General features: G+C 63.7%; 10 protein-coding genes and 2 pseudogenes. 4 read left to right on the top strand and 8 right to left on the bottom strand.

Annotated features, from left to right (window positions below):
* Nucleotides 1-14: 14 nt before the first annotated feature.
* Nucleotides 15-614: a GNAT family N-acetyltransferase gene (locus RW095_RS09240; RefSeq protein ID WP_317018627.1), complete on the bottom strand. Its 600-nt coding sequence runs from the start codon at nt 612-614 to the stop codon at nt 15-17.
* Between the two features lie 127 nt (nt 615-741).
* Nucleotides 742-1,629: a DMT family transporter gene (locus tag RW095_RS09235; RefSeq protein ID WP_317018626.1), complete on the bottom strand. Its 888-nt coding sequence runs from the start codon at nt 1,627-1,629 to the stop codon at nt 742-744.
* A 113-nt stretch (nt 1,630-1,742) separates the two neighbouring features.
* On the opposite strand from RW095_RS09235, the gene RW095_RS09230 reads away from it, so the two are divergent.
* Complete coding sequence (locus RW095_RS09230; RefSeq protein WP_317018625.1) at nt 1,743-3,185, top strand: aminotransferase-like domain-containing protein; 1,443 nt, start codon at nt 1,743-1,745, stop codon at nt 3,183-3,185.
* 50 nt (nt 3,186-3,235) lie between these two features.
* On the opposite strand, the gene RW095_RS09225 is transcribed toward RW095_RS09230, so the two are convergent.
* From RW095_RS09225 to RW095_RS09215, 3 genes and pseudogenes are all read right to left on the bottom strand, one after another.
* Nucleotides 3,236-4,309, bottom strand: coding sequence for a TAXI family TRAP transporter solute-binding subunit (locus RW095_RS09225; protein WP_317018624.1), 1,074 nt, complete (start codon nt 4,307-4,309; stop codon nt 3,236-3,238).
* Between the two features lie 58 nt (nt 4,310-4,367).
* Entirely contained in the window at nt 4,368-5,417 is a 1,050-nt protein-coding gene (locus tag RW095_RS09220; RefSeq protein WP_317018622.1) for a hypothetical protein, read from the bottom strand.
* Between the two features lie 353 nt (nt 5,418-5,770).
* A pseudogene (locus RW095_RS09215) lies at nt 5,771-6,916 on the bottom strand (MFS transporter); the annotation flags it as partial.
* Here RW095_RS09215 and RW095_RS09210 point away from each other — a divergent pair.
* Together RW095_RS09210 and RW095_RS09205 are read left to right on the top strand one after the other, a co-directional pair.
* Nucleotides 6,915-7,316 (top strand): annotated as a pseudogene (locus tag RW095_RS09210) (TetR family transcriptional regulator C-terminal domain-containing protein); the annotation flags it as partial. The pseudogenes RW095_RS09215 and RW095_RS09210 overlap by 2 nt on opposite strands.
* A 331-nt stretch (nt 7,317-7,647) precedes the next feature.
* The gene (locus RW095_RS09205; protein WP_317018621.1) at nt 7,648-8,169 is read left to right on the top strand and encodes a response regulator; all 522 of its coding nucleotides are present in this window, start codon (nt 7,648-7,650) and stop codon (nt 8,167-8,169) included.
* A 61-nt stretch (nt 8,170-8,230) separates the two neighbouring features.
* Here the strand turns inward: RW095_RS09205 and RW095_RS09200 are convergent, their stop codons facing one another.
* Entirely contained in the window at nt 8,231-8,851 is a 621-nt protein-coding gene (locus tag RW095_RS09200; RefSeq protein WP_317018619.1) for a Fur family transcriptional regulator, read from the bottom strand.
* A gap of 141 nt (nt 8,852-8,992) precedes the next feature.
* A complete protein-coding gene (locus RW095_RS09195; RefSeq protein ID WP_317018618.1) occupies nt 8,993-9,619 on the bottom strand; it encodes a glutathione S-transferase family protein in 627 nt (208 codons plus the stop codon).
* A 195-nt stretch (nt 9,620-9,814) separates the two neighbouring features.
* Here RW095_RS09195 and RW095_RS09190 point away from each other — a divergent pair, with 195 nt between their 5' ends.
* A complete protein-coding gene (locus RW095_RS09190) occupies nt 9,815-11,509 on the top strand; it encodes an ATP-binding domain-containing protein (RefSeq protein WP_317018616.1) in 1,695 nt (564 codons plus the stop codon).
* A gap of 13 nt (nt 11,510-11,522) precedes the next feature.
* On the opposite strand, the gene RW095_RS09185 is transcribed toward RW095_RS09190, so the two are convergent.
* Complete coding sequence (locus RW095_RS09185; protein ID WP_317018615.1) at nt 11,523-12,476, bottom strand: phosphoribosyltransferase; 954 nt, start codon at nt 12,474-12,476, stop codon at nt 11,523-11,525.
* Nucleotides 12,477-12,633 lie beyond the last annotated feature (157 nt).

Below are 12,633 nucleotides of genomic sequence, written 5' to 3'. Positions count from 1 at the left end.
CTCGGGTTGCGGCGTTAGAGTCCGCAGTCCGGCGGCGTCGAAGCACCCGCACCCAGGGTCCGTTGCATCAGCGTGGTGTCGAGCCATCGGCCATGTTTGAAACCCACTGCCTTCAATGTGCCGGTCAACTCGAAACCCAACTGCTTATGCAGCGACAGTGATCCGCCGCTGCCGCCGTCCGCGATCACGGCGACCATCTGGCGCCACGGCCCGGTTTCGCATTGCTCGATCAGCGCTTGTAGCAGCACACGGCCGAGGCCTCGTCCGCGAAAGGCGTCGCTCACATAGATCGAATCTTCGATGGTGTTCCTGTACGCGGCGCGAGGGCGGTACGGCGTCGCATAGCAGTAGCCCGCGACTTCGCCGCCGATCTCGGCAACCATGTACGGCAGTCCATGGCTGCGCACCGACGCGAGCCGCATGCGCAGATCGTCGACGGAAGGCGGCACTTCTTCGAAGGACGCGACGCCGGTCAACACATGGTGCGCGTAAATGGCCTGGATGGCGGGAAGGTCGGCTTCGGTTGCGTCGCGGATAAGCGGGTCGCTGTCGGGCGACACGGCGGTTGCAGCGGTTGCGTCCGAGGCGCCGGATGCGGGGCGGGCTGTGCTCATACGTGGTCCTGGTGCGGCCGGGTCTGGCCTATCGTGTCTCTTCTTCTGACGATACGTTTGACTATGCCCGCCGCGCGCGCAAATTTGAAGCCCGTCAAAAATCGTTGCGTGAAGACGCAACGCGGGTTCAGGCCGCGCGGCGCGCAGGCGTCGCCCTGGAGAAGCGCCGGGCGCCGGCCACGCACGCCACCACCGCGACGGTGACGGCGATCATCGAGGGCGGCACCTGTTCGTGCAGCAACAACCCCGCAAGCACCAGTCCGAAAAACGGTTGGAGCAATTGCAACTGTCCGACTCCCGCGATGCCGCCAAGGGCGAGGCCGCGATACCAGAATACGAAGCCGATCAGCATGCTGAACAGCGACACATAGCCGAGACCCCAAAGCGCCGCGTGGCTGACGCCCTCGAACGAAGCCGGGCGGGTCCACCATGCGAGCGGCAGCATCAGCGGAAGCGACAACACCAGCGCCCACGAAATGACCTGCCAGCCGCCGAGATGCCGCGACAGCCGCGCGCCTTCCGCATAACCCAGCCCGCAGACGACGATCGCGGCGAGCATCAGCGCGTCGCCCAGCGGAGACGCGTCGAGGCCGTGGCGCATCGCGAACGCGACCACCGCGCCGCTGCCGAGCGCCGAGAAAAACCAGAAGGCCGCTTGCGGACGCTCGCCGCCGCGCAGCACGCCGAAGATCGCGGTGGCAAGCGGCAGCAGCCCGACGAACACGATCGCGTGCGCGGAACTGACATGGCGCAGCGCAAGCGCGGTCAAGAGCGGAAAACCGACCACCACGCCGAGCGCGACGATGACGAGCGGAACAATGTCGCGCCGCGCCGGACGCGCTTCGCGGAATACGAGCAGCAGCAACAGACCGAGCGTGCCCGCGATGGTCGCGCGTGCCACCGTCAGGAACACGGGATCGAGCCCTTGCACGGCGATGCGAGTGGCGGGCAGCGAGCCGCTGAAAATCAACACGCCTATGAGCCCGCTCAGCCAGCCGTTCGTTGTCTTGTCCATCGAAAGTCCACGCGTATTGGAATGAAGCGTATAGCATCCGCTTCCCGCGCGGAAAGGTTAAGCTACGGATCAGTACAATTCACGCAAACTGTACCGACTAAGGAGCAGTACAGATGGAGCAAGGTGGGCATATGCAAGGGATTGAGAAACCGCAAGGCACGCGTGTAGGCATCGTCATGAACCATCTGCGCGAACGCATTGCAAGCCGCTCGCTGATGCCGGGCTCGCGCGTGCCGTCGATCCGCGTCATGACCGAAACGCTCGGTGTGTCGAAGTCGACGGTGGTGGAGGCGTATGACCGGCTCGTTGCCGAAGGCGCGATCGTGGCCCGGCGCGGCTCGGGATTTTTCGTTTCAGGCCATGCACCGCCGCTCGCGCTCGCCGATCTCGGGCCGCGTCTCGATCGCGAGGTGGATCCGCTGTGGCTCACGCGCCAGTCGCTGCAGCCTGGCTCCAAGGTGCTGAAGCCGGGTTGCGGCTGGATGCCGGCCTCCTGGCTGCCTGAGGACGGCGTGCGCCGCGCGTTGCGGGCCATAGCGCGCGATCCGCAGTCGCCGCTCGCCGATTATGCGAACCCGTATGGCTTGCCCGCGCTGCGTCAGCAGCTTGCCTGGCGCCTCGCGCAGCATGGCGTGGAAGCGCCGCCTGAACAGATCGTCCTGACCGACGGCGGCACGCACGCGCTCGACCTCGTGTGCCGCTTTCTGCTCGAACCGGGGGACACGGTTCTGATCGACGACCCGTGCTATTTCAACTTCCAGGCGCTGTTGCGGGCGCATCGCGCGCGTATCGTCGGCGTGCCTTATACGCCGTCGGGCCCGGACCTCGCGGCCTTCGAGCGGGCGCTGATCGAGCATCGTCCGCGGCTCTATGTGACCAATTCCGCGATTCATAACCCCACCGGCGCGACGCTCGCGCCGGCGGTCGCGCATCGGCTGCTGAAGCTGGCCGGCGAACACGGTCTGATCGTTGTCGAGGACGATATCTTCGCGGACTTCGAAGACGAAGCCGCGCCGCGTCTTGCCGCCTTCGACGGGCTCACGCGCGTGGTGTCCATTGGCAGCTTTTCGAAGACGCTTTCCGCGGCGGCGCGTTGCGGCTTTATCGCCGCACGTGCCGAATGGATCGAGCCGCTGATCGACCTGAAACTCGCCACGTCGTTCGGCAATGGGCAACTCACGGCGAGCGTCGTGCATCGGTTGCTGATGGACGGCACTTACCGGCGTCATCTCGAGTCGATGCGCGCGAAGCTCGCGGACGCGATGGGCGAGACCATGCGCCGCCTGGGCTACGCGGGCCTCGATGTATGGACGCAGCCGCGTGCGGGCATGTTCGTGTGGGCGCGTTTGCCCGATTCCCTCGATGCCGCCGACATCGCACGCCATGCGTTAGGCGCAGATGTCGTGTTCGCGCCGGGCAATGTATTCAGCGTCTCGCAGTCGGCGGCGGGTTACCTTCGCTTTAACGTGTCGCAATGCAACCGGCCGAAAGTGTACGAGGCCTTGCAGCGCGCAATGGAAAGCGCTGCCGCATCCGGCGAGCGCAAGCGGGCGTGATCGCGGGAGGAGCGCTCACATATGCGTTAGCGCTCCGCACTCGCATGCATTTACTTGCACAGCAGAAGCAGGCGCTCCTGATTCGTGCAATTGGTGCGCGGCTTTTCCGCGACCTGAGCCGGGGCGGTGTTGATGCCTGCGCTTCGGTTCGCAACACACGCGCGTAAATGCTTCTCGACCGGCGGGTAATATTTCCAGCCGCGCACGAGGCTGGGCAATTCCAGCTTGACCTGCTTCCATTTCGGATGGCCGTGCTCCTGCAGATTGTCGAAGTTCGCGCATAGCGAGTCGGCGAAATGATTCAGGTTGCCGACGGTATCGCGCAGACCATAGTCATAGGTGACGAGGAAGGCCTTGACCGTCAGCGTCGGCACGTCTTCTTTCAGCCAGTTCGGATAGCTGCTTGCACGGATCGTGGCGGGGAAATAGGTCTGCTTCGCGCGAACGGTTTCGGGTGCCGTGGGCTCCGCTTTCAGCAGACGGATCTGCTGTAGCAGTTCCGGGTTCATATCGTTGAACAGTTTTGCCGGCTGGCCGACCACGATGATTGCGACGTCCACTTTCTTGACGATCAATGCGGCAAGTGCATCTTCGTTGCTCAGGTGCTGGATGTTCTGTTCGGGAATGGCCTGACCGAACATCAGGCGATACAGGGTAGTCGCCGATTGCGCGGTCCCGCTGCCGAGCAGACCGACGCTGATGGTCTTGTCCCTGATGTCGCCTAAACTTTTGAGCGGCGAATCCGCGCGCACGACGACGTTAATCTCTTCGTCGTAGAGCGGCATGATGAGGCGCAGAGGGCGGATCGCCGTACCCGCGTCGGGATTGCCTGAGTTGGCCATGTCGACGTAGGCCTGATACACGTCGGACTGCACCAGCGCGAGTTTCACGCCGGGCTCGAAGCGCATGCGCTGCACGTTCTCCGCAGACCCCTTCGACGCGACCACGGTGAGATCGATGCCCGCCGGCTGGGCGACCCATTTCGACAGGTCCTGACCGATTTGAATGTACGTGCCGCGTTCCGGGCCGGTGACGATCTTGTAGTGCGCGGGTTCGGCACTCAGCAGCGAAGACGTGATCAGCAGCATCGCTCCCAGCCATCCCGTCAGGAGTCTCTTTAGCATGGTCTGCACCTATCGGGTCAGGTTGGCAAGTTTTCGGCCGTTAGATTCGGTATCCGAACTATTGGACGGGGGGCTGCCGCAGCAGCTTCGCGGTGGTCGTTGTCTGTGAATTGAGCGGCGCCCAGCCGGTTTCCCGAATCACCCGCTCGAGGATCGTCTTTGCCGCGTCGTTGCCGGTGTCTAGCGCGAGAGCCTCATTCGCATGCTCACGTGCGCACGGCCACGTTTGCTGATCGGCGCACATCTGCGCCGCCAGCAACGCGGCGTCGCGGCGCGCGGTCAAAGGCTTCAATTCGGCGGCGAGACTTTGCGCTTCGCTGCTGTCGGGTTGCAGCGATTGCACTGCGCCGAGCGCCGCTTGCGCCGCGCTCAGATCGTTGGCGTGCAACGCGGCGCGAGCCGCCCGCAGGGCTTGCGCGGCGTCGCGGAATTGCGGTGTGGCCGGTTTCGCTGAAACCACCGCTATCGGTACAGTGGCCGGTATTGCCTGTACGGTGTTTCGCACGCCGTCCGTGCCGGTGGATTTGCCGGGCATTGCCGCGAGGCGCGAGTCGGCTGCCTGATCGGGCGAGTATCGCGCGATGGTACCCGTTGTCGTTCTGGCGTTGTGGGCGGTCTCTGCGGATTGCTCGCCGTTGCTGTAATGCAAGTCGCGGCTGTCGTTGAATAGCGCATAGCCGACATACGCCAGGCCCGCGGCGACAATGGTCGCGCTCGCGAGCAGCGCGTGGCGCATGCGCAGACCCGCGTGATGCGTGAGTTCGGCAGGATCGGCGACGGGCAGCAGCGGCGTGTCGGGCGAGAGTAGCGACGAAGACGACGCCTGAAGCGCGCCTGCCGGGGCGAGATTGAGGCCGGCGTGCAGCGCGCCGCCAGGGAAGTCGGGCTCGTTGAGCGCCGGCGCGCCGAAGCCGTCGTGCAACGTCGACATGCTCATCGTGCTGGTTCGACTCTCGTGCAGCGCGCTGCGTGCAGGTGCGCGTGCGTCGGCATCGAGCGGATGAACCGAGCCGCAATACGGGCAATGGTCCACTCGCCGGTAGAGGGCACCGCCACATTGTTTGCAGGGCGTCGGAAAGCGATCGCCGGCTAAGGTTTGAGTGGACATGCTATGGCTCCAACTGAGGAAAACAATGCCGTTACGGCATGCTCCCGATCGCGTTTGAAGCGGTATGGGTATCCGCGGAAACCACGATCTACATGCGCCAGAGAGTCCGGGCAGGCAAGCGAGCGATGCTTGCATGCCGTCCGTTTCAATATGTGGCGTTTCGAGACGGACGTCAATGGACGATCGACCCTATGTTGTGTGCGCTAGCGCACATTACCAGGTAGGACGAATGATCGTGCACACCGTGAGGACGAACGCGCGCGATTCTTTTTGTGGTAGGGCGCGCATTTCGCAGACGAATTTCGGGCGCACGCAATCACTATTTCCATGAGGCGGCGACGAAGTGCGACGCTTCAATGCTGACGCAACGGATGGTCCTTGAGCAGCCATGCGAGCACGAATGCGACGAGTACGACACACGCCGCGGACAGATACACCGTATGCAACGCACCGGTGAATGCTTGCAGATAGTCGGCGCGCAATGCGTCAGGCAAATGGCGGATCGCGGCGGGCCCGAGTGCGTGCGGCAATTCCGTGTCCGGTGAGATCAGCTTTTCGAGCCGCGCGGCAAGGCCGTTGGAGAACACGGCGCCGAACGCGGCCACACCGATCGACCCGCCCATCGAACGAAACAGCGTGGCGCCCGATGTGGCCACACCCATATGCTTGAACTCGACGGTGTTCTGCACGGCGAGAATGAGCACCTGCATCACCATGCCGAGACCGCAACCGAGCACGCCCATGTCGAGATACATCACATGAATCGGTGTGTCGATCTGCAGGCGCGCGAGCAGCAACATGGCGATCGCCACGAGCAAGGTGCCGGCAATAGGGAACATGCGATAACGGCCAATTTTGGTGATCAGGCGACCTGTCACCATCGATATGATGAAGAGGCCGCCCATCATCGGCAGCATCTGCATGCCGGCTTGTGTCGGCGTGGAGCCCTTGACCACCTGCAGATAGAGAGGCAAAAACGTGACGGAGCCGAACATCGACACGCCCACGATGAAGCCGATCAGACTGCTCAGCAAAAACGTGCGCTGCCTGAAAAGTTCGAGCGGCATGATCGGTTCAGGCGCGCTGCGTTCTTCGTGGATGAAACCCCGGATCGCAACGAGCCCCATGCCAAGCGTGATCCACAATTGCGGCGACGACCACGGCAAGATCGTGCCGCCCTGGCTCGTGAACAGAATGACGCAGGTGAGCGCGCCAGCAAGAAACGCAGCGCCCATATAGTCAATGGTGTGCTTCACGTGCTGCAGATGCGGCTTGAAGACCGCGCCGATCACAGCAAGCGAGACGATGCCAAGCGGCAGGTTGATATAGAAAATCCAGCGCCACGTAAGGTGTTCGACAAGAAAGCCGCCGAGCAGCGAACCGACTACGGTTGCGAGACCGAACACGCCGCCGAACACGCCTTGATAGCGGCCGCGCTCCGCGGGCGGAATGACGTCGGCGATTGCGGCCATTGTCACGACAAGCAGACCGCCGCCGCCGTTCCAGGAGCATGCCGACGATCCCGTCGCGGCGATCATGCAACTCGCGGAGCGCATGGTGCAGGCGGCGGTCGAGCGGCCGTGGTTTCCGTCGTTATGGGTGCGCGAAGTAATTAGCGATAGCGGCCTGCTGCGTCAGCGCATGCGGGAGCGTTCCGGGGACGCAAATCAGAAGACGTCGCTTGCCACCGTTGAGCGATGGCAAAAGGAAGGGCGTTTGAACCCGGCGCTCGAGCCGTCGCTGATGTTCGTCACGCTGCTCGGCTTGACGCTACTGCCCCTGGCCACGTCGAAGCTATGGCGCCGCGATCCCAAACGTCGCCTGATCGGTGGCGACGAGATCGCGCGCCACGCGGTGGCGCTTCTCGTACAGGGCATTAGTCCGAAGATACCCGGCTAACCGATGCGGTCCATCTCCTGCACGGCATGCGATGCGCGGCACACAACGTGCTACTCAGGGGGTAAATGCGAACGCCGTGCAACGGGTTGCCGGCGTCGCTGAAGAAATCGGCAGGAGTGAAGAAAAGGCGCCGGCGGCAAGTGACAGCAATCAATGCACGTGCCGCCGCGGCGAATCGGGTGTCGGCACCGGTCGCCGCGGAGATGGACGCCGGGAGCCGTTTTTTCATTGGCGTGCAATTTTGGCGCGTTACTGTGCGCGCGTTGCATGGGGCCATGTCTACAATCGTGGGCCTTTTTTGCAACTCGGCACATGAATTCGAGTCGGAATCATGAACAGCAATATCGCGGCCGCGCAAATCGGCGGCAAGCAAGCCTCCCAGCAGGGCGACACGTTGGCCAAGCCTGACGGCCTAACCGGATTTTTAGAGCAACAACAGAAAATGAACGGAGCATTGAGACTCGATCAGGCCACGATCGTGCTCGTAGAAGACGACCCGGACAGCCGGGAATCGCTGACCTTGTTGCTGGAAGCGGAAGGGGCAAACGTCGTTGCCGTGGCGGATGCGGAAGAGGGTGTCGAAGCCGCCGTCCGGCTGCTGCCGGATGCGGTGGTATGCGACCTCGAACTGCCTGCCATGGACGGCTTCTACCTGATCCAGCGGCTGCGTGATCACGAGATACGCGGCGATCACGCGCCTTCGGTCGCGGTGGCGCTGACGGGGCATACAGACGACGCCTACCGTCTGCGAAGTATCGGCGAAGGCTTCCAGCATTTCATGACCAAACCGGCGTTACCGGAAGCTCTCGTGACTCTGCTGCACGACGCCATAGGTGCACGCGGGGCGCGCTGAGCGGGTCACAGCGCGGCGCGAAGCGTGAAAAGCTTTGCGCCGCAGCCACAACACATTGCCGCTATTTAGCGGCGACGGGCGCCGTCGATCCCGTCTTCGGCGCAGCTGCTGCGGCCGCCTCTGCGGCCTCTGCCGCCTGACAGGCGGAACACAATCCCTTCAGTTCGATTTCGTCGCTTGCGATCCGGTAACCCGCGTCTTCGATTTGCGCGACGAGCGCCTGGCGCAGCTTCGGCTGATGCAGTTCGGTGACGTTGCCGCACTGCTGGCAAACCACCAGAATGCCGTGCTGGCATTGCGTCAGATCGTGGCACACCGTGAATGCATTGATTGATTCGATCCGATGCACGAGACCTGCCGACAGCAGAAAGTCGAGCGCACGATAAACCGTGGGCGGCGCAGAGCCGGGATGAATCTGGCGCATGTCGTCGAGCAGCGAATACGCCTTGGTGGCGCGTCCCGAATTCAGCAGCAATTCGAGCACTTTGCGGCGGATCGGCGTGAGCTTCTCGCCGCGTTCGCGGCAATACTCTTCCGCAAGGGCCAGCGCGGCTTCGGGCGAGTCGCCGTGCGTATGCCCCGGCGACTGAGCAAGGGCGTCCGCGGAAGCAGCGGCTTTCTCCGTGTGCGCGGGACTGGCTGAGTTTGCAGCGTTAGCGGCGGCGGGCTTGGCGTTCTTCATGCGTCGATTATAAAGGCCAACCAAGGCCAACGCCTGTCGCCGCGGCGGCTTACGTCGCCGCGCGGGGCGCGCTTATGCCGGGCGACGTCGACCGACCGGTTCCACGGTGCTGCGGATCGCGCACCGCCTGGCCGCGCTAGTTCACGTGAGCGGAAAGTCGACGTATTTCTTGAAGCCCGGGCGCGTCGCAATGCGCGAATACCAGCGCTCCAGATTGGGTAACGGCGGACGCTCCACGCCGTCCAAGCCGAACCAGCGTTTCGCATACGCGCCGATCACGATATCGGCCAGCGTGAACTTGTCGCTTTCAAGGAAAAAGCGCCCTTGCAGATGCGTGTCGAGAAGCTGCCACAGCGCGGTGACGTTGCGGATGTCGTCGGCCAGTCTGGCCGCGTCGCGCTGTTCGGGCGGCGTGCGCACGAGCGCCCAGAACACCGGCCGCTCCGCCGGTTGCAGCGTGGACAGCGACCAGTCCAGCCAGCGGTCGATGCTCGCGCGTAGCCGCGGTTCGGCGGGATACAGCGGACTGCCCGCGCCGTACTGCAGCGCCAGGTAGCGCAGGATCGAGTTCGATTCCCACAGTTCGAAGTCGTCGTCGACCAGCGTGGGAATCTTGCCGGTCGGGTTCATTGAAAGGTACGCGGGTTCGTTATTGCGGCCGAATTGCATGCCCGCGTCGATGCGCTCGTACGGCAGCACCAGTTCATCGCAGCACCACAAGACTTTTTGCACGTTGACTGAATTCGTGCGTCCCCAGATCGTAATCATCCGGTTAATCCTTTTTTGTCGACAGTTGGCAAGCCGTGCATCGCGCGCGGCGTTCAACCAGTAACGATACACGATGCGCATGCGTTTTGATGCGCGCGCAGCGAATGCGGCCACCTCGCAACGAAACATCGGAGCGCCGGCCGCTCCTCAATGCGTTGCGTACAATGAGCGCACCGAAATACGACGAGGCACCGCATGGCCCGCATTGTCCCCGACGACTGGAAGAGCCTCGCCGCCACCGGCGCGGCGTCGCGCGAGCGGGAAACGCTCGCATTGCTGGAACAGGCGCTCCCCGACGATTACACGGTCTATCACGGCGTGCACTGGACGCGGCTCAATCAGAACTTTTCTGTATTCGGCGAGGCCGACTTCGTGATCGTCAGTCCGGCCGGGCGCGTAATGATCGTCGAACAGAAGACGGGCTTTCTGCGCGAAACGCCGAAGGGGCTCGTCAAGGTTTATCTGCAGACCGAGCGCAATGTGGCAATCGCGCTCGCGCATACCATCGAAGGGTTGCACCGGCGCTTTACCGCCGCGTTCGGCGCGGGCACCTATTTCGTCGAAGAACTGTTGTATTGCCCCGACCATATCGTGAAGGACGCCGCGATTGCCGGCGTGAATCCCGCCCGGATCGTCGACGCGACGCGCCGCGACCGGCTCGCCGCGGTGATTCGCGAAGCGTTGCCGGCCGACGAACCGCGCCTGCCGTGCGCGTCGAAAATCCACCACTTTCTCGCCGACGAACTTGCGCTCACCCCTGACGCAAGTGCTCTCGTCGGCCAGGCGGGCACGCTTGTCACGCGGCTCGCTGGCGGCCTTGCAACATGGGCGCGGCGGCTCGAATTCTCGCCGTTTCGCCTGCGCGTGATCGGCACGGCCGGCTCCGGCAAGACGCAACTGGCGGTGCAGGTAATGAAAGACGCCGTCGCGCGCGGCCAGCGTCCGTTATATGTGTGCTTCAACCGGCCGTTGGCCGACCATATCGCGCGCGTGGCGCCGCCCGAGGCGAAGGTCGCCAACTATCATCAGCTGTGCGACTGGATTGCGCGCGATGCTGGCCGCGAGCCCGATTTCGAGTCAGGCCAGGTGTTCGATCAACTCGAAGCGATGTTTGCGGAAACGCCGATCGACGCGCGCTGGCAATTCGACGTGCTGATCGTCGACGAAGGCCAGGATTTCCAGGAGCCGTGGGTCGCCGCACTCGAACGCCTGCTGCGCCCGGGCGGCGCGTGGTGGTGGCTCGAAGATCCGCTGCAGAATCTGTACATGCGCGAACCGGTGGCGCTCCCCGGCTGGACCACGCTGAAAGAAACCACCAACTATCGCAGCCCGCGCGACATTCTCGATTACGTGCGCGATGTGGTCGGCGCCGCGGTGCCGGTCGCGTCGGCGTTGTCGTCGGGTAGTCCGTTCGACGGCTCCGACATTTCGTTGTCCGTCTACGACGAAGCGAATGCCGCCGAGGGCAGCATCGAAGCGACCAAGCGCGCCATCACGCAGGCTCTGTCACTTGGGTTTCGCAAGCAGGACATTGCGGTGCTGTCGTTTCGCGGACGCGAAGGCTCCGCGATGACCGCGCAAGATCATCTCGGCCCGCATCGGCTGCGCAGCTTCACCGGGAAGTACGATTTGTTTGGCAATCCAGAATATCGCGACGGCGACGTTCTCTTCGAATCGATCTACCGTTTCAAGGGTCAGGCGGCCCCCTGCGTCATTCTCACTGAAGTCGACTTCGATGCATTCGACGAACGTATCGCACGCAAGCTGTTCGTCGGCGCCACGCGGGCAACGATGAAGCTCATCATCGTCGCTTCGCAGCGCGCGGCCCAGCATCTGCATCTGCGCGACGGCAAGGAGAGAAAGGAGAACAAGGAAGCGCGCGAAGCGTGACGCGCGCTCAAGCTCACTCCGACGCCCACGCGCGCGCGCCGACCAGCATGCCGGTGCGCGTATGCGCGTCCCACCAGATCACGCGCAATAGCGGCGCCTGCTGCGCGATCAGCAAGGCCTGCACCGGATCGCTTTCCACGAAGTGCGTGACGCCGCCCGCCAGCGCCGCAGCCGCTTTGTGAGCGGCCGCGCCGGCCGGGCTTTCGTCGTGCATGCCGGGCGTGCGCATCACCAGTTGCATGTGGCCGAAGCCGTGCCGCTCCAGCCACGCCTGCGTGCGCGCGCGGTCCATTTCAGGCCGGCCCGTGATGATCGTGCGAACGCGCTTGAGGTCGATGCCCGGTAGCACTTCGAACGGCAGCAGTGCATCGCGTTCGAGCAGCGCCGCGGCGAGATCCTCGTCGTAGCGCGCGAGCGGCACGTCGGGCAGCAGAATGCCGTCGAGGTCGATCGCATAAGTCGCGTAGTGGTGATCGTCTGCCATTGCCGGCGCATCGCCGGCTTCGACGCGCGCCCAGTCGTCGCGATAGCGCTCTGTGTAGGCCTGGCGTTCCCACGGGAATAGCGCGAAGTAGCCGCGCGCGTCGATTGCATAGTCCGGCTGCGTGCGGCTCAGGTCGTCGACGGCGCCCGTCAGTGTCTTCACATCGAGGCCATGCTGTTTGAGGAACGCAAGGCAATCCACGAGCGTAAAGCCGCGGCCCGCAATGTCCTCGCACAGCAGAACCTTCGAACCGGCGGGCGGGATGGGCAGCGTCGAGTCCCACGCCACTGTGCGCGACATGCGGTCATAGCGCAGAAACGCAACCGGCGCGCCGGCCGAGTGCGAGACCATCAGTGCGAGCGGAGCACCGCCGCGCAGAATGCCGATTGCCATCGCAAAACCTTCGGCGAGCAACGCGGGTTGCAGCGATTCGATCCAGTGATCGAGTTGCTCATAGGTGAGGGGCAAAACCGGCTTGTTCATAACGCTCGTGGGGTCGCGCAACGCGTGTGGGAAGACCGCCGCCTGAAGCGCGACGCGCGTTGGCAAATAGGGCGGCGGTGGGCCTTCGTTTTTTCCTGCAAAGAATTTTGACGATATTATGCATGCCGTTCAGCGATCGCGCGTCGGGGTGGCGCGC

The organism is Paraburkholderia kirstenboschensis, from assembly GCF_032806925.1.
In the GTDB taxonomy this organism is placed as follows: Bacteria; Pseudomonadota; Gammaproteobacteria; order Burkholderiales; family Burkholderiaceae; genus Paraburkholderia; species Paraburkholderia kirstenboschensis.
Note: the sequence above shows the minus strand (reverse complement) of the source record. Positions and strands in the feature narration are given on the sequence as shown.